This is a genomic window from Sphingomonas sp. NFR04, from assembly GCF_900114095.1.
In the GTDB taxonomy this organism is placed as follows: Bacteria; Pseudomonadota; Alphaproteobacteria; order Sphingomonadales; family Sphingomonadaceae; genus Sphingomonas.
This window is the reverse complement of the sequence record NZ_FORV01000002.1, coordinates 369,004-391,658: the sequence shown is the minus strand read 5'-3', so window position 1 is coordinate 391,658 and position 22,655 is coordinate 369,004. Positions and strand designations below refer to the sequence as shown.

22 protein-coding genes are annotated in these 22,655 nt (G+C 69.7%); 12 read left to right on the top strand and 10 right to left on the bottom strand.

Features of this window, described 5'->3' with window-relative positions; all coding sequences use genetic code 11:
* Nucleotides 1–14 precede the first annotated feature (14 nt).
* The 11 genes from BM009_RS08005 to BM009_RS07955 all read left to right on the top strand — a co-directional run bounded on the left by BM009_RS08005 (nucleotide 15) and on the right by BM009_RS07955 (nucleotide 13,572).
* Nucleotides 15–1,502: an acyl-CoA ligase (AMP-forming), exosortase A system-associated gene (locus BM009_RS08005; protein ID WP_175487944.1), complete on the top strand. Its 1,488-nt coding sequence runs from the start codon at nucleotides 15–17 to the stop codon at nucleotides 1,500–1,502.
* Nucleotides 1,499–2,710: a pyridoxal-dependent decarboxylase, exosortase A system-associated gene (locus tag BM009_RS08000; RefSeq protein ID WP_093295255.1), complete on the top strand. Its 1,212-nt coding sequence runs from the start codon at nucleotides 1,499–1,501 to the stop codon at nucleotides 2,708–2,710. The genes BM009_RS08005 and BM009_RS08000 overlap by 4 nt, the downstream gene beginning before the upstream one ends.
* Nucleotides 2,711–2,848: 138 nt before the next feature.
* Entirely contained in the window at nucleotides 2,849–3,445 is a 597-nt protein-coding gene (locus tag BM009_RS07995) for an XrtA/PEP-CTERM system exopolysaccharide export protein (RefSeq protein WP_093295817.1), read from the top strand.
* The gene (locus BM009_RS07990; protein WP_093295253.1) at nucleotides 3,445–4,965 is read left to right on the top strand and encodes an XrtA system polysaccharide chain length determinant; all 1,521 of its coding nucleotides are present in this window, start codon (nucleotides 3,445–3,447) and stop codon (nucleotides 4,963–4,965) included. Before BM009_RS07995 ends, BM009_RS07990 begins: the two co-directional genes overlap by 1 nt.
* A 3-nt stretch (nucleotides 4,966–4,968) precedes the next feature.
* A complete protein-coding gene (locus BM009_RS07985; protein WP_093295251.1) occupies nucleotides 4,969–5,823 on the top strand; it encodes an AAA family ATPase in 855 nt (284 codons plus the stop codon).
* On the top strand, nucleotides 5,820–7,406 hold the full coding sequence (locus BM009_RS07980) for a hypothetical protein (RefSeq protein ID WP_093295249.1): 1,587 nt from the start codon (nucleotides 5,820–5,822) through the stop codon (nucleotides 7,404–7,406). The genes BM009_RS07985 and BM009_RS07980 overlap by 4 nt, the downstream gene beginning before the upstream one ends.
* Before the next feature lie 12 nt (nucleotides 7,407–7,418).
* Nucleotides 7,419–8,483 (top strand): AAA family ATPase, encoded by a 1,065-nt coding sequence (locus BM009_RS07975; RefSeq protein ID WP_093295247.1) that lies wholly within the window; start codon nucleotides 7,419–7,421, stop codon nucleotides 8,481–8,483.
* 9 nt (nucleotides 8,484–8,492) lie between these two features.
* Nucleotides 8,493–9,332, top strand: coding sequence for an XrtA system polysaccharide deacetylase (locus BM009_RS07970; protein ID WP_175487975.1), 840 nt, complete (start codon nucleotides 8,493–8,495; stop codon nucleotides 9,330–9,332).
* Nucleotides 9,329–10,381: a FemAB family XrtA/PEP-CTERM system-associated protein gene (locus tag BM009_RS07965; protein WP_093295244.1), complete on the top strand. Its 1,053-nt coding sequence runs from the start codon at nucleotides 9,329–9,331 to the stop codon at nucleotides 10,379–10,381. The genes BM009_RS07970 and BM009_RS07965 overlap by 4 nt, the downstream gene beginning before the upstream one ends.
* Nucleotides 10,381–11,646 carry a TIGR03087 family PEP-CTERM/XrtA system glycosyltransferase gene (locus BM009_RS07960; protein ID WP_093295243.1) on the top strand — a complete coding sequence of 422 codons (1,266 nt, stop codon included), beginning with the start codon at nucleotides 10,381–10,383 and terminating at the stop codon, nucleotides 11,644–11,646. The genes BM009_RS07965 and BM009_RS07960 overlap by 1 nt, the downstream gene beginning before the upstream one ends.
* 33 nt (nucleotides 11,647–11,679) lie before the next feature.
* Nucleotides 11,680–13,572: an XrtA/PEP-CTERM system amidotransferase gene (locus tag BM009_RS07955; RefSeq protein ID WP_093295242.1), complete on the top strand. Its 1,893-nt coding sequence runs from the start codon at nucleotides 11,680–11,682 to the stop codon at nucleotides 13,570–13,572.
* A 141-nt stretch (nucleotides 13,573–13,713) separates the two neighbouring features.
* Here the strand turns inward: BM009_RS07955 and BM009_RS07950 are convergent, their stop codons facing one another.
* Nucleotides 13,714–14,517, bottom strand: a complete 804-nt coding sequence (locus BM009_RS07950; RefSeq protein WP_093295240.1) for a fructosamine kinase family protein — start codon at nucleotides 14,515–14,517, stop codon at nucleotides 13,714–13,716.
* 11 nt (nucleotides 14,518–14,528) lie between these two features.
* A complete protein-coding gene (locus BM009_RS07945) occupies nucleotides 14,529–14,807 on the bottom strand; it encodes a metal/formaldehyde-sensitive transcriptional repressor (protein ID WP_093295239.1) in 279 nt (92 codons plus the stop codon).
* Nucleotides 14,808–14,904: 97 nt separating this feature from the next.
* Between BM009_RS07945 and BM009_RS07940 the strand changes: the two genes are divergently transcribed.
* Nucleotides 14,905–16,230: a carbohydrate porin gene (locus BM009_RS07940; RefSeq protein ID WP_093295237.1), complete on the top strand. Its 1,326-nt coding sequence runs from the start codon at nucleotides 14,905–14,907 to the stop codon at nucleotides 16,228–16,230.
* Nucleotides 16,231–16,237: 7 nt separating this feature from the next.
* Here BM009_RS07940 and BM009_RS07935 read toward each other — a convergent pair whose 3' ends face one another.
* The 8 genes from BM009_RS07935 to trpD all read right to left on the bottom strand — a co-directional run bounded on the left by BM009_RS07935 (nucleotide 16,238) and on the right by trpD (nucleotide 22,641).
* The gene (locus BM009_RS07935; protein ID WP_093295236.1) at nucleotides 16,238–17,002 is read right to left on the bottom strand and encodes a phosphoadenylyl-sulfate reductase; all 765 of its coding nucleotides are present in this window, start codon (nucleotides 17,000–17,002) and stop codon (nucleotides 16,238–16,240) included.
* Nucleotides 16,995–17,420, bottom strand: a complete 426-nt coding sequence (locus BM009_RS07930) for a DUF934 domain-containing protein (protein WP_093295234.1) — start codon at nucleotides 17,418–17,420, stop codon at nucleotides 16,995–16,997. Before BM009_RS07930 ends, BM009_RS07935 begins: the two co-directional genes overlap by 8 nt.
* Nucleotides 17,413–19,047 carry a nitrite/sulfite reductase gene (locus BM009_RS07925; protein WP_093295233.1) on the bottom strand — a complete coding sequence of 545 codons (1,635 nt, stop codon included), beginning with the start codon at nucleotides 19,045–19,047 and terminating at the stop codon, nucleotides 17,413–17,415. The genes BM009_RS07930 and BM009_RS07925 overlap by 8 nt, the downstream gene beginning before the upstream one ends.
* A gap of 187 nt (nucleotides 19,048–19,234) precedes the next feature.
* Nucleotides 19,235–19,531 (bottom strand): DUF2849 domain-containing protein, encoded by a 297-nt coding sequence (locus BM009_RS07920; protein WP_093295231.1) that lies wholly within the window; start codon nucleotides 19,529–19,531, stop codon nucleotides 19,235–19,237.
* Entirely contained in the window at nucleotides 19,528–20,325 is a 798-nt protein-coding gene (gene cobA / locus BM009_RS07915) for a uroporphyrinogen-III C-methyltransferase (protein ID WP_093295815.1), read from the bottom strand. The genes BM009_RS07920 and cobA overlap by 4 nt, the downstream gene beginning before the upstream one ends.
* Before the next feature lie 83 nt (nucleotides 20,326–20,408).
* On the bottom strand, nucleotides 20,409–20,882 hold the full coding sequence (gene moaC / locus BM009_RS07910; RefSeq protein WP_093295230.1) for a cyclic pyranopterin monophosphate synthase MoaC: 474 nt from the start codon (nucleotides 20,880–20,882) through the stop codon (nucleotides 20,409–20,411).
* Nucleotides 20,879–21,649 carry an indole-3-glycerol phosphate synthase TrpC gene (trpC, locus tag BM009_RS07905; RefSeq protein WP_093295228.1) on the bottom strand — a complete coding sequence of 257 codons (771 nt, stop codon included), beginning with the start codon at nucleotides 21,647–21,649 and terminating at the stop codon, nucleotides 20,879–20,881. The genes moaC and trpC overlap by 4 nt, the downstream gene beginning before the upstream one ends.
* Entirely contained in the window at nucleotides 21,646–22,641 is a 996-nt protein-coding gene (trpD, locus tag BM009_RS07900; RefSeq protein WP_093295227.1) for an anthranilate phosphoribosyltransferase, read from the bottom strand. Before trpD ends, trpC begins: the two co-directional genes overlap by 4 nt.
* Nucleotides 22,642–22,655: the final 14 nt, after the last annotated feature.

Sequence of the window (22,655 nt, the reverse complement as noted above, 5' to 3'; positions counted from 1 at the left end):
ACTATGGGTGGTGCATGATCGCGCTCGATCCTGCCCCGCATCTTATAGACGCGCTGCCGCTGCGCGGCGCGCCGGACGCCGTTGCTTTGGAGGACAAGGCCGGCACGCTGACCTATGCCGAACTGGAGGCGGCGGTGGGCGGCATGGCGCATGCGCTCGCCGCGCACGGCCTGCCCGCCGGCGAGCGGGTGGCGAGCTGGCTGCCCAAGACGCGCGCCGCCTGCCTGCTGCCGCTCGCCGTGCCGCGCGCCGGGCTGGTGCATGTGCCGATCAACCCGGCGCTCAAGCGCGCGCAGGTCGCGCACATCCTGACGGACAGTGGGGCGCGGCTGCTGGTAACGCAGCAGGCGCGGCTCGCAGCGCTGGCGCCGGGCGACGTGCCCGCCGACTGCCGAATCGTCACCGAGGAGGCGCTGGTCGGCACCGATCGACTGCCGCCCGCGAGCGGCGACCCCGATGCGCTGGCGGCGATCCTCTACACCTCGGGCTCGACCGGGCGGCCCAAGGGGGTGATGCTCAGCCATGCCAATCTGTGGCTCGGGGCGATCAGCGTCGCGCATTACCTGAAGCTCGCACCCGCGGATCGCGTGCTGGGGGTGCTGCCGCTCAGCTTCGACTATGGCCAGAACCAGCTTTTCTCCACCTGGGCGGCGGGAGCCCGCGTGGTGCCGCTCGACTATCTCACCGCGCGCGACGTGGTGAAGGCGGTGGCGCGCTTCGGCATCACCACGCTCGCCGGCGTGCCGCCGCTGTGGGTGCAGCTGCTCGAGGCGGAGTGGCCGGCGGAAACCGCGGCGATGCTCAAGCGGCTGACCAACTCGGGCGGCGCGCTCACGCTGCCACTGGTGCAGGGGCTGCGCGGCCGCTTTCCCGGTGCGGACCTCTACCCGATGTACGGCCTCACCGAGGCGTTCCGCTCGACCTATCTCGACCCGACACTGGTCGACGCGCACCCGGAATCGATCGGCCGCGCCATTCCCTTCGCCGAGATCCTAGTCGTCGACGCCGAGGGTCAGCGCGCCGCGCAGGGCGAACTCGTCCATGCCGGGCCGCTGGTCGCGAAGGGCTATTGGCGCGACCCCGAGCGGACGGCACTGCGCTTCCGTCCGGCGCCTAGCTTCGCCGAACATCAGGGCATGGCGGTCTGGTCCGGCGATACGGTGACGGAGGATGCCGAGGGCCTGCTCCGCTTCGTCGGCCGCGATGACGAGATGATCAAATCCTCCGGCAACCGCATCAGTCCCACGGAGATCGAGGAGGCAGTGGTCGCCGGCGGCGAAACCAGTGAGGCGGTGGCGTTCGGGGTCCCCGACCCGCGCCTGGGCCAGGCGATTCTGGTGGTCGCGCGCGGCGACGGCAGCCGCGAGGACGAACTGCGCGCGCGGTTGCGGCGGGAGCTGCCGAGCTTCCAGCAGCCGGCGCGCTATGTCTGGCGGGAAAGCCTGCCGCGCAACGCCAATGGCAAGCTCGACCGGTCCGGGCTGAAGACGGAGATCCTATGAACGCCAAGCCCACCGGGCCCATTCCGGCCGACTATGCCGCGCAGCCGGTGCTGCAGGTCGCAGGCCGCAGCGCGACCGACTGGGCGGCGGCAGGTACGCCGCTCTATCTGTACGACGCTAGCGCAATGCAGGCACGGATCGCGCGATTCCGGGCGGCGATGCCGTCGCGGGTTGCGCTGCATTATGCGATCAAGGCCAATCCCTTCCCGCCGCTGCTCGCCGCGATTGCGCCGCAGGTGAACGGGATCGACGTCGCCTCGGCGGGGGAGATGGACAAGGCGCTCGCGGTGATGGACGCCTCGGCGATCAGCTTCGCCGGGCCCGGCAAGCGCGACGCGGAGCTGGAAGCGGCGATCCGGGCCGGTGTGACGCTCAACCTGGAGTCCGACGGCGAGGCCGAACGCGCGCTGGCGATCGGCGACCGGCTCGGCATTGCGCCTCGCCTGGCGGTGCGCGTGAACCCCGACTTCGAGCTGCGCGGCTCCGGCATGAAGATGGGCGGTCGCGCTTCGCCCTTCGGGATCGACGCCGCGCGGGTGCCTGCGCTCGTCCGGCGGCTGCTGGACGCCGGTGCCGACTGGCGCGGCTTCCATATCTATGCCGGCTCGCAGGCTCTTTCGGCCGAGGCGGTGATCGAGACCCAGGCCGCCACCATCGGCCTCGCCGCGCGGCTGGCGGACGAGGCGGGCGTGCTGCCGCCGCTGGTGAATCTCGGCGGCGGCTTCGGCATCCCCTATTTTCCCGGCGACCTGCCGCTCGACGTCGAAGCGGTCGGCGCGGCGCTGGCGGGCGAGCTGGACCGGCTCGACACCCACTATGCGATCGAGCTCGGCCGCTGGCTGGTCGGCGAGGCGGGCATCTATCTGGCCCGGGTGATCGATCGCAAGGAGAGCCAGGGCGAGACCTTCCTCGTCGTCGACGGTGGGCTCCACCATCATCTCGCCGCGACCGGCAATTTCGGCACCGTCGTGCGCCGAAACTATCCCGTCGCCGTCGCGCACCGGATGCAGGATGCGCCCGAGGAAGTGGTGACCGTGGTCGGCCCGCTCTGCACCCCACTCGACCGGCTGGCGGACCGCGTCGCGCTGCCCCGCGCGGAAGTGGGCGACCTGATCGCGATCTTCGCCTCCGGGGCGTACGGCGCCAGCGCCAGCCCGCAGGCCTTTCTCGGTCACCCCCCGGTCCGCGAGGTTCTGGCAGGAGTCTGACGCCTAACGCTAAATTTACGCGTCCTGCGCCATAGCTCGCCGTCCGGCACGGGCGCGCGACATGCCGCCTCGCTGCCGCTTGGAGGCACGGCAATGGCGGTTTCGATCGGGATGAAGGCGGCGGCGACGCTGGCGCTGATGGCGCAGCTATCGGCGTGCGGCGGCGGCGGACCGCGTCCCGAGCTGCCGGCGGCGGGCTTCGTCGGTGCCAAGGAAGCGCCGAGCGACGAATATGTCATCGGCCCGCTCGACCAGCTCAACATCTTCGTCTGGCGCAATCCCGAGATCTCGACCAAGGTCCAGGTGCGCCCCGACGGCCGGATCACCACGCCGCTGATCAACGACATGCCGGCGGTGGGCAAGACCCCCGCGATGCTCGCCGACGACCTGAAGCTGGCGCTCAGCGAATATATCAAGGACCCGATCGTCTCGGTGATCGTCGAGAATTTCTCGGGCACCTTCAGCCAGCAGATCCGCGTCGTTGGCGCGACCGAGAAGCCGGCCTCGCTGCCCTACCGCGCCAACATGTCGATCCTCGATGCGATGATCGCGGTGGGCGGGCTCAACGAATTCGCCGCGGGCAACCGGGCGCGGCTGGTGCGCTACGATCCGCAGAGCGGCAAGCAGCAGGAGTTCAAGCTGCGTCTCGCCGATCTCCTGAAGAACGGCGACACCTCGGCCAATGTCCGGCTGGAGCCGGGCGACGTGATCATCATCCCGCAGAGCATGTTCTGATGGGAAGCCTGTTCGACGAGGTCCGCAGCGCCATCCACGCGGTGTGGATGCGCCGTACGCTGGCGCTGGCCATCGCCTGGGCGGTCTGCGTGGTCGGATGGATCGCGGTGTCACGCATCCCGGACAGCTATGAGTCCAAGGCGCGCGTGCTCGTCGAGCTGCGCCAGGTGCTGCCGAACGATGGCGGCGTCGCGGCGGCGGGCCAGCAGCAGGATATCGATCGCATCCGCCAGACGCTGACCAGTTCGGTGAATCTGGAGAAGGTCGTCCGTGGCACCGATCTGGCGAAGACCATCACCAAGCCGGCCGATCTCGTCGCGCGTATCGCGGGGCTGCAAAAGGCGATCAAGCTCACCGCCCAGCAGGACAATCTGTTCGAGATCGCAGTGACCGGCGCCGATCCGGCGATCTGCCGCCAGGTCGTGGAAAAGCTGATCGCGCTGTTCCGCGACAACAAGCTCGCGGACAGCCGTGACGAGAGCAGCCAGTCGCTCGCCTTTCTCGACCAGCAGCTCGCCGAGCGCCAGCAGGCGTTGCAGGTGGCGGAGGCGAAGCGCGCCGAGTTCCAGACACGCTTCCTCGGCAGCCTGCCGGGCACCGGCTCGCTCGACGACCGGATCGGCGCGGCGCAGCAGCAGCTTCAGCAGATCGAGAGCGATCTGGCAGCGGCGCAGAGCAGCCTCAGCGCGGTCAACGCGCAGATGGCGGGTACGCCGGCCAGCGTGGCGGGGCAGGGCGGCGGTCCGGTGGGAACGGGACCGGCACGCGCCCGTCTCGCGGACTTGCAGGCGCAGCTTTCGGACGCCCGTGCGCGCGGCTTTACCGAGGCGCATCCCGACGTGGTCGCGCTCAAGCGCCAGATTGCCGGCGCGCAGGCGGCTGCGGCGCGCGAGCCGAGCGGCGGCGGCGGCGGGGGCAGCTTCGCCAACCCGCTCTATCTCAGCCTGCGCGCGATGCAGGCGGACAAGGCCGCGCAGGTCGCAGCCCTCAGCCAGCGCCGCGCGCAGATCCAGGGCGATCTCGCCGCGCTCAGCGCCAAGCTCACCCAGGCGCCGCAGGCGGCGTCCGAACAGGGCCAGATCGACCGCGACTATCAGGTGCTCAAGGACCAGTATGCCAAGCTGCTCGCCGACCGCGAACAACTGCGGATCAGCAGCCAGGCGCAGAGCCAGACCGATGCGGTGAAGTTCAGCGTGATCGACCCGCCGACCCAGCCGCGCGCGCCCAGCTCGCCCAACCGGCCGATGCTGCTCACCGCGGTGCTGGTTGCGGGGCTCGGCGCCGGCGTGGCGGCGGCGTTCCTGCTGTCCAAGCTGCGCACGACCTTCGACACTGCGATCCGGCTTGAACGCGCCAGCGGCATGCCGGTGATCGGCTCGATCGGCGAGGTGGTCACCCCCCGTCAGCGCGCGCGGCGCCGCAAGCAGCTTCAGCATTTCCTCGGCGGTGCTGCGGGCTTGGGCGTCGCCTATGCCGCGATCCTGCTGGTCGGCATGCTCCACCATGGCGCGGGGGTCTGAGCGATGAACGAACATAGCCCGAAGCGCTTCACCGGCTCGCTGATCCAGCGCGCGATCGCGATGATGCCCGGTCTTCCGACGGAGGAGGGACCGGCAAAGCCGCAGGCGACGCTGCCCGCGCAGGAACGCCCGGTCGTGCCGATCGACCGCGCCCGGCTTGCCGCCGCCGGCATGCTCGTGCCGGGCGGCCCGATCACCCCGCTTGCCGAGGAATTCCGCATGGTGAAGCGGCAGCTGCTGCTCACCGCGCGCGGCGTCGCCGGCGTCGATGCCGATCGCGCGCGGATGATCCTGGTCTGCTCGGCCCAGCCCGACGAGGGCAAGACCTTCTGCGCGATCAACCTCGCGCTCTCGATGGCGGCGGAGAAGGACGTCGAGATCCTGCTGGTCGATGCCGATTTCGCCAAGCCCGACGTGTCCAAGCGGCTCGGGATGGGCGAGGGGCCGGGGCTGCTCGACGCACTCGACGGCCGGATCGATGTCGAGGCCTGCATCGTCGATACCGATGTGCCGCAGCTCGCGATCCTGCCCGCCGGCACCCGCAGCGTCAGCGATACCGAGCTGCTGGCGAGCGACGGCGCGCGGGCGATGCTCGATCGGCTGGCGGCGGCCAATCCGCGCCGCATCGTGATCTTCGACTCGCCGCCGGCGCTTGCCGCGTCGCCTGCCTCGGTACTCGCGCTGCACGTCGGCCAGACGATGATGGTGGTCCGCGCCGACCGTACCAGCGAGGAAGACCTGCGCGCCGCCGTCGCTGCGCTCGATGGCTGCGAGCATATCCAGCTCGTCCTCAACGCGGTGTCGTTCCAGCCTTCGGGCCGGCGCTTCGGCAGCTACTACGCGCAGGCGGGCCGGTGATTCGTGGCGCGATCGTGCTGGCCGTCTGCGCCGCCGCGATCGTGCCCGCGGCCGCCCAGCGCCGTGCGACCGTCAGGCCCTATATCGAAGTGAGCCAGGTCGCCACCGCCGAGCTCAATGGCGGCGAGACGCTGACCTATTCGCAGCTCGGCGCCGGGCTGGACGGCAGCATCCGCACCCGCCGCGTACAGGTGCAGGTGAGCTACCAGTATCAGCACCGCGTGGTCGAGAAGGGCAGCCTGCAGTCTGGCGACAGCCATAACGGCCTCGCCCAGGCGCGAATCGCAGCGGGCCGGGCGGTCACGCTGGAAGCAGGTGCCGTCGCTACCCGCACCCGTACCGATGCACGTGGCGACGCGCTGACCGGCAATGCCGCCAATGCCCGAAACCTGAGCCAGCTTTATTCGGGCTATGTCGGGCCGAAGCTCGACACCCATGCCGGGCCGCTGTTCGTGCAGGGGGCCTATCGCTTCGGCTTCACCAAGGTCGACGACGGCACCGCGACCGGCGTGGCGGCGACGCTGCCCCAGGTCGATCGGTTCGATCATTCCACCTCGCATGCGGTGAACGCCAGCATCGGCGCCAAGCCCGGCGCGGTGCTGCCGATCGGGCTGAGTGTCACCGGCGGCCTGGTGCGCGAAAATGCCAGCCAGCTGGACCAGCGCTTTGCCAGCAGCTCCGGCCGCGGCGACGCGATCGCGCCAATCAGCGGCACGGTCGCGCTGGTCGGCGGGGCGGGGTATGAGCGGATCACCGTCCGCCAGCGCGATCCGCTGCTGGGCGCGGACGGTCAGCCAGTCGTCGACGGGGCGGGGCGCTATGTCACCGATCCGGCATCGCCCGTGCGGCTCGCCTACGACTTCGACGGGATGTTCTGGGACGGCGGCGTGCTCTGGCGGCCGAGCCGGCGGACCGCGCTGGAAGTACGGATCGGCCGGCGCTACGGCGCGATCCGCTACACCGGCAGCTTCACCTTCCAGCGGAGCAGCGGCAGCGGCATCCAGGTCGCGGTGTACGACACCGTCGAGACCTATGGCCAGCAGGTCGGCGGCAGCCTCGCGGCGCTGCCGGTGGGCTTCGTCACCACCGCCGACCCGTTCGGTGTCCAGACCGGCGGCTGCATCTACGGGACGAGCGGCGCGGCTGCGGGGGGCTGCATCGCGGGGGCCTTCTCCTCGGCGGCAACGGCGGCTTATCGCGGCCGCGGGATGACCGCCAACGCGGTGTGGAGCCGGGGCACGACACGACTGGGCGTCGGCGGTGGTTTCGCCCGGCGCGACTTCCTCACCCCCGTCTCCGCGACCGCAACCGGCGGCAGCTGGGACGAGAGCTTCTACGCGCAGGCCTTTGCCGCGTTGGCCGCCGGGCGCGACGGGACGATCGGGCTCAACCTGCTCGCCAGCTATTATGACGGCGACATTCCCGGCAGCACCGCCGTGTTCGGCTGGGGCGCCAACACCGCTTACACCCGCCGCCTCGGCCGCCTCAGCCTCACCGCGACGGCGGGCCTCTACGGCTCGATGCGCGACGGGCCCGACCAGGCATCGGCACAGGCGCTGATCGGAGCGCGCTATGGTTTTTGAGAGACTGCACGCATGATGGACGATCATTACGGGCTGCGCGGCCGGCCGTTCCAGCTGACCCCCGATCCGCGCTTCTGGTTCGATACCGCCACGCACGGCAAGGCGATGGCCTATCTCGGCTATGGCCTAAGCCAGGGGGAGGGCTTCGTCGTGATCACCGGCGATCCGGGGGCGGGCAAGACCACGCTGCTCGGCCATCTGCTCGCCGAGCTGGACGGCGAGCGGCTGAACGTGATCAAGATCGTCTCCACCCATCTGCGCGCCGATGACATGCTGCGGCTGGTGGCGCAGGGGCTCGGTCTGCCCGGGGATGATCTGTCCAAGGCCGCGCTGCTGCTCGCCATCGAGCGTGGCCTGCACGAGGTCGCCCGCGCCGGGCGTCGCACGCTGCTGGTGGTGGACGAGGCGCAGGCGCTCCCGGGCGAGAGCCTGGACGAGCTGCGCATGCTCTCCAACTTCCAGGCGGGCGGCTATCCGCTGCTCCAGATCTTCCTGCTCGGCCAGCCCGAATTCCGGCTGGTGCTCCAGCAGCCCGCCTTCGAGCAGTTGCGCCAACGGGTGATCGCGATGCACCACCTCGCGCCGATGGAGGTGGAGGAAGTCGAGGCCTATCTGATGCACCGGCTGACCTTGGTCGGCTGGAGCGGCCGCCCGCGCTTCACCACGGATGCGCTGGCGGCGATGCACCGCTGGTCCGGCGGTATCCCCCGCCGGCTCAACCAGCTGGCGAGCCGGGTGCTGCTCTACGGCGCGGTCGAGCAGATCGAGAATTTTGGTGCACCCGACATTTCCGCCGTCATCGAGGATATCGAGCAGGAGGATGTGATCGAATCGGCCCCCGAGCCGGTGCCTGAAGCCGCGCCGGTGCGCGCAGGTCGCATCGCCGAACTGCGCGCGGTGCCGGAGGGCTCGGCCGAGACGCGGGCGCTGGAGCGCCGCGTTGCCGAGCTGGAGGCGCAGGTCGCCTCGCAATCGGACGCGCTGCGTCGGGTGCTGTCGCTGCTGGTCGACTGGGTGGAGAAGGACGATGGCCGCAGCGGCATCGATCTCGACGCCCTGCGTGGCAGTGCGGCCTGAGCCATGGGTATGCGCAACGGCCTCTCGGTCGATATCGAGGACTGGTTCCAGGTCGGCGCCTTCGAGACGACGATCGCGCGAGGCGACTGGGACGGGCTGGAGCGGCGTGTCGAGGCGAACACCGATCGTGTGCTGGCGCTTTTCGAAGCGGCGGGGGTACAGGGCACCTTCTTCACGCTCGGCTGGGTGGCGGAGCGCCATCCCAGGCTGATCCGCCGCATCGCCGAGGCGGGGCATGAGGTTGCCAGCCATGGCTGGGACCATGCCCGCGTCTTTACGCTGACGCCGGACCAGTTTCGCGCAGATCTCGCCCGCGCTCGCGCTGTGCTGGAAGATGCTGCGGGTGTGGCGGTGAACGGCTACCGCGCGCCGAGCTTCTCGATCGATCGACGCACGCCCTGGGCACACGCGGTGCTCGCCGAGGCAGGCTATTGCTATTCGTCGAGCATCGCCCCGATCGCGCACGACCATTATGGCTGGCCCGACGCGCCGCGCACGCCCTTTCGTCCACTGCCCGATGCACGGCTGATCGAGCTTCCCATCACGATCGCACGGGTGCTGGGCCGCGAGGTGACCGCGGGGGGCGGTTTCTTCCGGCTGCTGCCGCAACGGGTGACCGATCGCGCCGTTCGCGCTGCCAACGGGAGCGGTGCGGCAGCGATGTTCTATTTCCACCCCTGGGAGATCGACCCCGGCCAGCCGCGGGTCCGCGCCGCGCCGCTGAAGTCGCGGCTGCGGCACTACGCCCGGCTGGGCGCGATGGAGGGCAAGCTGCGAACGCTGCTCGCGTCGCACGACTGGGGCCGGGTGGATGCGATCGCAGCGCAGGCGGCGGAGCGACTGGCGTGACCCTGTCGGTCCGCACGGCCGATCTGCACGATGCAAGCGATCGCGATCGCCTCTCCGCCTGGGTCGATGCGCAGGCGGATGCCACGCCCTTCCATCTACCCGAGTGGAGCATGGCGGTGGCAAAGGGATGCCGCCAGCGCAGTCACTATCTGGTGGCGGAGGGCGCTGGCGGACGGATCGCCGGGGTGCTGCCGCTGACGGCGATTACCTCGCCGCTGTTCGGCCGGGCGCTGGTCTCGACCGGCTTCGGCGTCGGCGGCGGTATTCTCGCTGAGCAGGGCTATGCCGTTGCAGCACTGGGACAGGCAGCCTGGAACCTCGCCACGCGCCTGCGGTGCCCTAGCCTCGACCTGCGCGGCGGGCCCTGTCCGGGGGAAGACTGGGCGCGCGACGACACGACCTATCTGGGATTCGTCCGCCGGCTCGCCGCTGACGACGAGGCCGAATTGCTCGCCGTGCCGCGCAAGCAGCGCGCCGAATTGCGCAAGGCGCTCGCCCAGGATCTGACGGTGGAGGTGGGCGCGGATCGCGCCGCACGGCGCGCGCATTACGCCGTCTATGCGGAGAGCGTCCGCAATCTCGGCACGCCCGTCTTCCCGGCGGCGTTGTTCGCGGCGGTGCTGGAGGCGTTCGGGGCGGAGGCGGACATCCTCATTGTCCGGCACCAGCGCCGCGCGGTGGCGAGCGTGCTCAGCCTCTACTGGCGCGGCACTGTCTATCCGTACTGGGGCGGTGGGACCGAAGCGGCGCGGGGGCTGCGCGCCAACGATCGGATGTATTTCGCGCTGATGGCCCATGCCCGTGCGCGCGGCTGTTCGCGCTTCGACTTCGGGCGCTCCAAGGCCGGCACCGGTGCCGCGGCGTTCAAGAAGAATTGGGGCTTCGTGCCCGAGCCGCTCGTCTATTTCTCGCGCCATGCCGAGGGCGCGGCACCGCGCAGCATCAATCCGCTCGATCCGAAGTACCGGCTGCAGATCGCCGCGTGGAAGCGGCTGCCGCTCTGGGCTGCGAACCGTATCGGGCCCTTGCTGTCGCGCGGGCTCGGCTGATGGGCGACGTCCTGTTCCTCGCCCACCGCATTCCCTATCCCCCGGATCGCGGCGACAAGATCCGCGCCTATCACCTGCTGCGCCATCTCGCGCGGAACCACCGCGTCCACCTCGTCGCCTTCGCCGACGATCCGGAGGACCTGCGGCACCAGGACGGCCTGGCTGCTTATACGGCGACGCGCACGATCGCTTGGCGCGGGCCACCGACCATCTGGACGGGCGCACGTGCGCTGCTGCAGCGCCGGCCGGTGTCGCTGGTGGCCTTTGCCGATCCCGCCGTGCGCCGCGCGGTGGATGCGTTGCTCGCGGCCGAGCCGATCGAGACGATCTTCCTCTTCTCCAGCCAGATGGCGCAATATCTGCCGCCGGACCCCCAGCAGCGCGTGATCATGGACTTTGTCGACATGGATTCGGCCAAGTTCGCCGCTTATGCCAAGGGCGCGCGCAGGCCGATGGCCTGGGTGCACAAGCGCGAGGCGTCGCTGCTGCTCGCCCATGAGCGCCGCGTCGCTGGCCTAGCCGATGCCAGCCTGTTCGTGAGCGACGCCGAGGCGGCGCTGTTCCGGGAGCGCACCAGCGCCCCCTGCGTCCATGCGCTCGAGAACGGCATCGATACGGTGTTTTACGACCCCGCTACCCGCTTCGAGCCGCTCGGCGGGGAGGGGCCATTGCTCGTCTTCACCGGCCAGATGGATTACCGGCCGAACATCGAGGCGGTCACCTGGTTCGCCGACCGGGTGTTCTCGCGGGTTCGCCAGGCGCATCCCGAGGCGCGTTTCGCGATCGTCGGCCGTGCGCCGACACCGGCCGTCCAGGCGCTGGCAGAGCGACCGGGCGTCCTCGTCACCGGCACGGTCCCCGACGTGCGCGACTGGCTCGCCGCCGCAGCGTTGGTGGTAGCGCCGCTCCAGCTGGCCCGCGGCATCCAGAACAAGGTGCTGGAGGGCATGGCGATGGCGCGGGCGGTGGTCGCCTCGCCCGCCGCTGCCGAGGGGATCGATCATGCCGGCACGCTACAGGTCGCCGACAGCCCAGATGCGTTCGGCGACGCCGTGCTGCGCCTGCTGGACGACCCGGACAGCGCCACGGCACTCGGAGCCTCCGCCCGCGCGCGGGTGATCGAGCGCTACAGCTGGGACGCGCGACTGGCACCGCTGGACGCGCTGCTCGATGCTCCCGCACGTCCGCGGCCCCGCCGGGGTGGCGCGCGCGCCGATCGCTTGGTACCGCACCGCCACGATGCGGATCATGAACGGGAACGATAGGGGAAGCATGGGCAGTCGAGAGGGCATGCGCTGATGTGCGGCATCGCCGGCCTCTTCTATCCCGGCCTCCCCAAGCCGATCGACCCCGCCCGCATCGTCGCAATGAGCGACGCCCAGGCGCATCGCGGCCCCGATGGCTCGGGGGTGTGGTGCGTGGCGGGGGTGGGGCTCGGCCATCGCCGGCTGGCGATCATCGATCTCGAAGGCGGCGTGCAGCCGATGGCGCTGCCCGACCAGAGCCTCGCCGTCACCTTCAACGGCGAGATCTACAATTTTCGCGAGGTCCGCGCCGAGCTGGAGGCGCTGGGCGCCCGCTTCCTGACCGACAGCGACACCGAAGTGCTGCTCCATGGCTGGCGGGCGTGGGGGCCGGACCTGCTCGCCCGGCTGAACGGCATGTTCGCCTTCGCCCTGTACGACGCGACCACGCAAAGCCTATTTCTCGCCCGCGATCGCTTCGGGGTGAAGCCGCTCCATTATGCCGAACTCGCCGACGGCGCGATCGCCTTCGCGTCGGAGCTGAAGGGCCTGCTCGCGCATCCGCTGCTCCGGCGCGCTGCGGATTTTCGCGCAGTGGAAGACTATCTGGCGCTGGGCTATGTTCCGGATGACGCCTGCATCGTTGCGGGCGTGCAGAAGCTGCCGGCCGGGCATTTCCTCCTCCTCCAGCGCGGCCGACCGGCGCCGCAGCCGGTGCGCTGGTGGGATATCGACTTCACCCGGCGCGCCACCGGGCGCGCGCGGGACCTCAAGGCCGAGCTGATCGAGCGGATGCGCACCGCCGTCCGCTCGCGGATGATCGCCGACGTGCCGCTGGGCGCCTTCCTCTCGGGCGGCGTCGACAGCTCGGCCGTGGTCGCGCTGATGGCGGAGCGCAGCAAGTCCGCCGTGAAGACCTGTACGATCGGCTTCGACGAGGCGGGTCTCGACGAGACCGCCCATGCCGCCAAGGTGGCGGCGCGCTTCGCCACCAGCCACCGCACCCGCAGCGTCGGCGCCGAGGATTACGGCCTGATCGACACCCTAGTCGCCGCGTTCGACGAGCCGTTCGCCGACGCCTCTGCGCTGCCGACCTACCGCGTCTGCCAGCTCGCCCGCGAAAGCGTCACCGTCGCGCTGTCCGGCGACGGGGCGGACGAAGCGCTGGCCGGCTACCGCCGCCACCGCTTCTTCGCCGCCGAGGAGCGGGTGCGCGGCCTGCTGCCGGCGAACCTGCGGGCGCGGGTGTTCGGCCAACTCGGCGCGCTCTATCCCAAGGCCGATTGGGCGCCGCGGCCGTTTCGCGCCAAGACGACGCTGCTCGCGCTCGCCGAGGATGGGGCGGCGGCCTATGCCAAAGCCGTGGGTGTCACCACGCCCGGGCTGCGCGATCAGCTCTACGGCGATACCGCCCGTGCTGCGCTCGACGGCTACCGCGCCGAGACGCGCTATGTCGAGACGATGCGCAACGCGCCTGCGCGCGACGCGATCGACCGCGCCCAATATGCCGATATTCGCCACTGGCTGCCCGGCGACATCCTCACCAAGGTCGATCGCACCAGCATGGCCGTGGGGCTGGAGGCACGCGAGCCGCTGCTCGATCACCGGCTGGTCGAGTTCGAGGCGAGCCTGCCGCCCTCGCTCCGCATCCGGGGCGGGCAGGGCAAGTGGCTGATGAAGAAGGCGCTCGAGCCCTGGCTGCCGCGCGAGATCCTCTATCGGCCCAAGATGGGCTTTGTCACCCCGATCAGCGCGTGGTTTCGCCAGGCGCTGGCCGAGGAGGCGGCGGCGCTCGCCCGCTCGCCGCTGCTGCTCCAGAGCGGCTGGTTCGAGCCGCGCACGATCACCCGCCTCGCCGAAGACCACCGCGCCGGCCGCGCCGAGCATGGCCGCACGCTGTGGCAGCTGGTGATGCTGGAACGCAGTCTGGCGCGGCTGTTCGGGTAGGACCACAATCCTCCCCCGCCAGGGGGAGGTGGGCCGCGCAGCGGCTCGGAGGGGGAGGATGCCAGAACCTCTCGGTCGGCGTGGTTCCTCCCCCTCCGTCGCCCCCGGCGCCACCTCCCCCTTTGCGGGGGAGGATAGGGATCACTCCACTTCCGCCAGCGCCGCTTCCACCGCGCCCACATAGCTGCTGCCGAACAGGCGCAGGTGCACGAGCAGCGGCCACAGCCGGTAGATCGGCTGCCGTTCCTGCCATCCCGGCGCCAGCGCGAGCGCGTCGAAGAAGCGGGCGGGCGGCGCGTCGAACAGGGTGAGCATCGCGGCATCGACTTCGCGGTCGCCATGATAGCAGGCGGGGTCGATCAGCGCGGTCACCCGGCCAGCGGAGGTCAGGACATTGCCGCCCCAGAGGTCGCCGTGGAGCAGCGCGGGCGCGGGATGCTGCGGCAGCAGGTCCGGCAGGCGATCGGCCAGCCGGTCCAGCCGGCGAGCGAGCGATGCAGGCACGTGCGGCAGATGCGTCCTCAGCCGTCGCTCGGCCCAGAAGCTCGGCCAGTCCTTTGTCGTGCCGTTCGGAATGGCGACACGGCCGAAGGCGTAATCCACCGGCCAGCCATAGCCGCGGCCCGGCACCGCGTGGAGCGTTTGCAGCGCCGTGGCGAGACTGTCCCAACTGGTGCCGAGATGCCCGTCGTTCGGCATTTCCTCGATCAGCAGCAGGTCCTCCCCGACCGCGAGTACCGGCGGTGCCGGCGCCCCGCGCGTGGCGATCGCCACCAGCATATCGGCCTCTTCGGAAACCAGCGGCCCCTGCTTGGCGATCGCGCTGCCGCCATCGGCCAGCCGCAACCGGTGGACCGCGGAAAGATCGCCGCCGGAAAGCGCTGCCGCGCCCAAGACGGGCACTCCGAGCAGCGCGGCGGCACGATCGGCGAGGCTGGTCTGCATGCGGGCTCCGATCAGGTGAGATAGCGGTGGACGATCGCGACGAGTTCCTCGGCCGCCTGCACCTTGGGATCGTCCGGGGCGGCATCGGGTTCCAGCATGTGCTCGCGGATATGATCCTCGATCACCTCGGCGATGAAGCCGTCCAGCGCCCCGCGGCATGCGGTCGCCTGCTGCAACACGCGCGCGCATTCGGTGTCGGCCTCGACCGCCCGCTCGATCGCCTCGACCTGCCCGCGCAGTCTTTTCAATCGGTTGAGCAGCTTCTGCTTTTCGCGCGCGACATGGCTCATTTTCTGCCGTTCCGTTCTGCTTGCCTGATACCCCCCTAGGGTATACGGGCGCCCCCGTCGAGTCGGCGATCTCCGCCAAAATTCGGGGTACACGTCCATGATCCACGCCTTCCCCAAGTCGGCTGCCGCTGCGGCCGCGCTGTTCTTCCTGCTGCCGGTCGGAGCGCAGGCGCAGGACACGCGCGACCCGCAGACCTTCGCGGTGCATGGCCAGGCGACGATGGTGGTGCAGGGCGTGGGCGGCTTCACCGATCCCTATCGCGGGCCCAACAGCCTCGCGCCCAAGCAGGTGCGCGAGACGATCGACGTGACGCTCTATGCCGGCGTGCGACCCTGGTCGGGCGGCGAGCTGTGGGTGAACCCGGAGATCGACCAGGGCTTCGGCCTGTCCAACACGCTGGGCGTGGCGGGCTTCCCCAGCGCCGAGGCGTACAAGGTCGGCAAGGACGAGCCCTATCTGCGGCTCCAGCGCCTGTTCTTCCGCCAGACGATCGGGCTGGGCGGCGAGACGAGCGCGGTGGCGCCGGCGATGAACGTGCTGGGCGGCAGCCAGACCGCCAACCGGCTGGTGCTGACGCTCGGCAAGTTCGGCGTCGGCGATGTGTTCGACACCAATCGCTATGCGCATGATCCGCGCGGCGACTTCCTCAACTGGTCGGCAGTGGATACCGGCAGCTTCGATTATGCCGCCGATGCCTGGGGCTACTCCACCGGCGCGGCGGCAGAATGGTATCAGGGGGCGTGGACGCTGCGGGCCGGGCTGTTCAACCTTTCGAAGGTGCCCAATGGCGAGACGCTGGAACGCGACTTCCGCCAGTACCAGGTCGATGTCGAGGTCGAGCATCGCCACCTGCTCGGCAGCCAGCCCGGGGCGATCCGCGTCACTGCGTTCCGCAATCGCGGCCGCTCCGGGCGGTTCGACGATGCGCTGGCGCTAGGGGCGGTGCAGGGAGAGTCGGCGGATACGGCGCTGGTCCGCCAGCGCACCACCCGCATGGGCGTCGGGGTGAATGCGGAGCAGGCGGTGACGTCCACGCTGGGCCTGTTCGCTCGCGCGGGCTTGGCCGACGGATCGATCGAGCCCTATGACTTTACCGATATCGATCGCACCGCCCAGCTCGGCGCGTCGCTGAACGGCGTGGGCTGGGGGCGTGCGAACGACCGCATCGGCTTGGTCGGCATCGTCAACGGCATTTCGCGCGAGCATCAGCGCTATCTCGATGCGGGCGGGCTGGGCGTGCTGGTCGGCGACGGCAAGCTGCCGCACCCGGGCAGCGAGGCGATTGCGGAGGCCTATTATGACTGGCAGCCGCGCAAGGGCTTCGACGTGACGCTCGATTATCAGTTCGTCGCCAATCCGGGCTACAATCGCGATCGCGGGCCGGCCAATGTGTTCGCCGTGCGGTTCCACGGCGGGTTCTGAGGCGGGGTCAGAACACCGGCTGGTTGGCGTCGTCGTCGCTGGTCGGCGTGTGGATGCCGCACTCGGTCTTGTCCCAGCCGCGCCAGCGCCCGGCGCGGGGGTCTTCGCCCGGCTTGACCCTGCTCGTGCACGGCGCGCAGCCGATCGAGGGATAACCTTGCGCGACCAGCGGGTGCAGCGGCAGGTCGTGCGCGGTGAAATAGGTGTCGAGATCGGCCTTGGTCCAATCCGCCAGCGGATTGATCTTGAGCCGATCGCCGTCGAGCTCGAAGCGCGGCAGGGCGGCGCGGGTGCTCGCCTGGAACGCCTTGCGGCCGGTGATCGTCGCGTCGAAGCCCGCCAGGCCTGCTTCCAGCGGCAGCACCTTGCGGATCTCGCAGCAGCCATCGGGATCATAGGACCAGCGCAGTTCGGTGCCGTCGCGCTTGGCCAGCAGCTCGGGGTCGGGGCGCAGGTTGCGGAAGTCGGTCAGGCCCAGCCGCTCCACCAGCAGATCGCGATACGCTAAGGTCTCGGGAAAATGCTTGCCCGTGTCGAGGAACAGCACCGGCACCGCGCGATCGACGCTGGCGACGAGGTGCAGCAGCGCCGCCGATTCCGCGCCGAACGAGGAGACGATCGCCGTCTCGCCGGTCAGCTTCTCGGCGAGCACGGTGCGCAGCATCTCCAGCGTGGGGACGCCGAGGAAGCGGGTGTTGAGCCGCACCGCATCCGCCTCGGTGAAGCGCGGCGTCACGTCGATCCGGTCGATCTTGCGCGCAGGTTCAGCCATGGCGCAGTTTCCACACCGGCACGATGGTGTCGGCTGCCGTCTGATATCGGAAGTCGTAGCGGTTCAGCGCAGCTTCCAGCGTCGCCGCATCGATCGGCGCATCGGGGGCGAAGCTGTCGAAGCCGCAGCGACGCATCAGCGGGATCTGGTCGACCAGCACGTCGCCCTGCGCGCGCAGCTCGCCCTTGTACCCCGCCTCGCGCAGGATACGCGCGGTGGAGTAGCCGCGGCCATCGCGGAAGCTGGGGAAGCTCACCTCGATCAGCGCGATGCGATTGAGGTGCGGGAGCAGCGCGCGCGCGTCCTCGCCGGACTCGATCCGCACGGCCGTGGCGTTGGACTGGCCGAAGAAGCTGTCGAGCGTGACCGCCGGCTCGTCATGCGCTTCGTCGTCGCGGTAGCGCAGGAACTCAACCATAAATGGCCTCCTTGAACGGTGCCATGCCGATGCGGCGATAGGTATCGACGAAGCGCTCGCCGGGCGTGCGTTCGCGGACATAGACGTCGGTCGCGCGCTCGATCGCGTCGACCACGCCGTCCTCGCTGAAGCCGGGGCCGGTGATGTCGGCCAGGCTGACATCCTCCGCGCCCGAGCCGCCGAGCAGCAGCTGGTAGTTCTCGGTGCCTTTCCGGTCGACGCCGAGAATGCCGATATGGCCGGCATGATGGTGGCCGCAGGCATTGATGCAGCCCGAGATCTTGAGCTTGAGCTCACCCAGGTCGCGCTGACGCGCCGGATCGGCGAAGCGTTCGCTGATCTTCTGCGCGAGCGGGATCGAGCGGGCATTGGCGAGGCTGCAATAGTCGAGGCCTGGGCAAGCGATGATGTCGCTGATCAGGTCGAGATTGGCCTCGGCCAGACCCGCCTCGCGGAGTGCCGTCCAGACCGCGTGGAGATCGGCCTTCCTGACGTGGGGCAGCACAATATTCTGGGCATGGGTCACCCGCAGCTCGTCGAAACTATAGCGCTCGGCGAGATCGGCCATCAGGTCGATCTGGTCCGCCGAGGCGTCGCCGGGAATGCCGCCGATCGGCTTCAGGCTGATCGTGACCACGGCATAGCCGGGGGCCTTGTGGGCATGGACGTTCTGGTCGAGCCACACGGCGAAGTCCGGGTCGGTACGGTCCACCGTATCGGGCGCGTCGACCTCGAGCGCCGGAGGCGCGAAATAGGCGGCGATACGGTCGAACTCGGCCTGAGGCGGATCGATGCCGAGCGCCTTCACCGCCTGGAACTCCTCCTCGACCTGGCGGGCATATTCCTCGGCGCCGAGGGCATGGATCAGGATCTTGATCCGCGCCTTGTAGATGTTGTCGCGCCGGCCATGGCGATTGTAGACGCGCAGGCACGCCTCCAGATAGCTGACGAAGTCGGCAAAGGGCACGAAGTCCTTGATCAGCGACGCGATCATCGGGGTGCGACCCATGCCGCCGCCCGCATAGATTCGCGCGCCGAGCTCGCCTTCGTCGTTGCGGACGATCTGGATGCCGATATCGTGCAGCCGCATCGCCGCGCGGTCCTCGTCGGCCGCGATTACCGCGATCTTGAACTTGCGCGGGAGATAGCTGAACTCGGGGTGGAAGCTGCTCCACTGGCGGAGCAGTTCGGCCCAGGGGCGCGGATCGGTGATCTCGTCGGCGGCGGCACCGGCGAACTGGTCCGAGCTGATGTTGCGGATGCAGTTGCCGCTGGTCTGGATGGCGTGCATTTCCACCGTCGCCAGCTCGGCGAGGATGTCGGGCGCATCCTCCAGCTTGATCCAGTTGTACTGGAGGTTCTGGCGCGTGGTGAAATGGCCATAGCCACGATCGTACTTGCGGGCGATGTGCGCCAGCATGTGCATCTGCCGGCTGTCGAGCGTGCCATAGGGGACCGCCACGCGGAGCATGTACGCGTGGAGCTGGAGATAGAGCCCATTCATCAGCCGCAGCGGCTTGAACTGGTCCTCGGTCAGGTGACCGGCAAGGCGGCGCTGGACCTGGTCGCGGAATTCCTCGACGCGCGCGGCGACGATGGATGCGTCATATTCGTCGTACTTGTACATGGGCGGTCTCAGTCGATGCGCGCGGGAAGAATTTTCAGATCCTCCCCTGGAAGGGGAGGTGTCGCGAAGCGACGGAGGGGTGTGGACGCTGCGGCCGCGGTCCTTCGGATCGGGTGGGGACACCCCTCCGTCAGGCCTGCGGCCTGCCACCTCCCCTTCCAGGGGAGGATCTTGGGAGCGACCGCCCTCATATCACCCAGCTCCCCGCGGCCGGGTCGGCGGGCTTGAGGGTCAGGTCCGCGCGGACCGTGGGGCCGAGCGCGCGGATGCGGTCCTTGATGTGCGCGGGGCGGGGGCCTTCGGGCGTCGCTTCGGCGTCGATGACATAGGGCACGTTCACCCGGCGTGCGGCTTCCTCGGTCGCGGCGAGCACGTCGCCCCGGTCGCCGACATCGACGGCTTCGGCGATGTGGCGGGACCAGCCCTGGCCGGCCCACCAGACCACGTCGCCCGTCGAAAGATCGTTGCCTGTCAACAGCTTCATGCCTGATCCTCGCCCAGCGTCTCAGCCGTGCGCGCCCAGCGGGCGAGCTTGTCCTCGGCATCGGCCAGCAGCGTGACTTCGCCGACGACGATGATCGCGGGGCTCTGCACCTCCTCGCGCTCGACCATCGGGCCGAGATCGGCGAGCAAGGTGCGGATCGCGCGGTGGCCCTCCAGCGTGGCACGCTCGAGCACCGCCACCGGCATGTCCGGCGCAACACCGTCGGCCATCAGCTTGTCGGCGATCGCCGAGGCGGTGGCGACGCCCATATAGATCACCAGCGTGCGGCCTTTGCCGGCGAGGCCGGACCAGTCCTGGTCGGTCAGGCCCTTGCACTGGCCGGCCACGAAGCTGACCGCGCTCGACCAATCGCGATGGGTGAGCGGCAGCATTGCCTCGGCAGCGGCGCCCAGCGCGGCGGAGACGCCGGGGATCACTTCCACGGGCAGACCGGCTTCGCGCACGGCCTCCACTTCCTCGCCGCCACGGCCGAAGATGAACGGATCGCCGCCCTTCAGGCGGACCACGACGGCGCCGGTCTTCACATGCGCGACGATCAGCGCGTTGATCGATTCCTGCGGGAGCGTGTGCTTCGAGCGGCGCTTGGCGACCGAGATGCGGTGCGCCTGGGGTGCGAGATCGAGCACGCGATCATCGACAAGCCCATCATGGACCAGCACGTCGCAGATCTTCAGCGCCTCGACGGCGCGAACGGTAAGGAGGCCGGGGTCACCAGGACCTGCGCCGACGAGGATCACGCGGCCGCGCGAAAGAGGGTCGAGAAGCGATGCCATGGTGCCGCACATGGCCCGGTGGCCGCTGCGGGGCAATGGAGGATCGGTTTGGGGCGGCTAAGGGATTCTTTGCCGCCCGGGCCTCAGCCTTGGGCGCGCCAGTCGCCGGACTTGCCGCCGGTCTTGGTGAGCAGGCGGATGTCGCTGAGCACCATGCCCTTATCGAGCGCCTTGGCCATGTCGTACAGCGTGAGCAGGGTCACCGACACCGCGGTGAGCGCTTCCATCTCCACCCCGGTCTTGCCTTCGGTCGCCGCGGTGGCGGTCGCGGTCACGCCGGTCGCGTCGAGGTCGAGGTCGATCGCGACGCGGGTGAGGGGCAGGGGGTGGCAGAGCGGGATCAGCTCGGACGTCTTCTTCGCTGCCATGATGCCGGCGATGCGTGCCGTGGCAAGCACGTCGCCTTTCTTCACGCTGCCGTCGCGGATCGCCGCCGCAGCCTCTGCCGACATGGTGATGCGGCCGCGCGCCACCGCCTCGCGCGCGGTGACCGCCTTGCCACCGACATCGACCATGTGCGCCGCGCCGGTCTCGTCGAGATGGGTGAGCCCGCTCATCCGACCAGCGCCCGCGTCGCCGCTTCGACATCGGCCTGCCGCATCAGCGATTCGCCGATCAGGAAGCAGCGGATGTCGTGCGCGGCCATCGCGTCAAGATCGCCGCGGCTGTTGAGGCCGGATTCCGCGACGAAGGTGCAGTCCTTCGGCGCATGGCGGACGAGCTCATACGTCTTTTGCACATCGACCTCGAAGGTCTTGAGATTACGATTGTTTACCCCGATCAGCCGCGACTTGAGCTTGAGCGCGCGTTCCAGTTCCTCGGCATCGTGGACCTCGACCAAGGCGTCCATGTCCTGTTCGATCGCCGCCGCCTCGATCTCCGCCATCTGGCGGTCGTCGAGTGCCGAGACGATGATCAGGATCGCATCGGCGCCCATCGCGCGCGACTCCTCGACCTGCCACGGGTCGATCAGGAAGTCCTTGCGGATCACCGGCAGGTCGCAGGCGGCGCGGGCGGCGACCAGATAGTCCTCGTGCCCATGGAAATACTCCTGGTCGGTCAGCACCGACAGGCAGGCGGCGCCGCCGGCGGCATAGGCGCGGGCATGGGCGGGCGGATCGAAATCGGCGCGGATCAGGCCCTTGGACGGGCTGGCCTTCTTGATCTCTGCGATCAGGCCATAGCCGCCGGCTGCGGCACGCGCGTCGAGCGCCGCCTTGAAGCCGCGCGGTGCGGAGGGCGCCGGCCAGGCGCGCGGGCTCGCCTTGCGGGCGGCGACTTCGGTGCGCTTGGTGGCGATGATCGTGTCGAGAATGGTGCTCATGCGAAGGCGATCCAGCAGTCGAGAAGGGCGTTGGCAAGCCCGTTGTCGAGCATCTCGGCGGCTTCCTCCACCCCGTCCCGAAGGTCATCGGCGCGCCCCGCGACCATCAGCGCGGCGGCCGCGTTGAGCAGCACCGCGTCGCGATAGGCGCCGTGCTCGCCCTGGAGCAGGCGGCGCAAGGCAAGCGCGTTGTACTCGGGATCGCCCCCGCGGATGGCGGAAAGCGGATGGCGGGGCAGGCCGGCATCTTCGGGGGTGATCCGCGTGGGCAGCTTTGCGCGGCCGACATTGACGACGACGCTCGCCGCCTCGGTGGAAAGCTCATCGAGCGCATCTTCGCCCGAGACGATCGCCGCGGCCTCGACTCCAAGCTGCTCCAGCGCCTCGGCATAGACCGGCGCGTAATCCGGTCGTGCAATGCCAATCAACTGGTGGCGGACATGCGCCGGATTGGCGAGCGGTCCCATCAGGTTGAAGATCGTCCGGCGCGCGATCCGCCGCCGGATCGGCGCGATGCGGCCCAGCGAAGGGTGGTGGTGCTGGGCGAAGAGGAAAGCGATGCCAATTTCATTGAGGCTCTCCTCGGCCCGCGCCGCGGCGCGATCGAGGTTGAGCCCCAGCGCTTCCAGCGTATCGGCCGCGCCCGCCTTGGAGGAGGCGGCACGGTTGCCATGCTTCGCCACCGGGACACCGGCTGCGGCCACGACAAGGCTGACTGCAGTTGAGACGTTGAGCGTATGGTGCCCGTCGCCGCCGGTGCCGCACACGTCGATCGCCCCCTCGGGGGCCGTCACCGGGATCAGCCGGTTGCGCAGCGCGCGGGCGGCCTCGGCGATTTCGATGCTGGTCTCGCCGCGCACGGAGAGGGCGATGAGGAACGCCTCGATCTCCGCCTCGGGCGCGGTGCCGTCGAGAATGTCGGCGAACGCCTGCGCGGCGGTTTCGCGGGCGAGCGGGGAGGACGGATCGGGAAGCAGGCTGAGGCTGGTCACGCCGCCTCTATTCC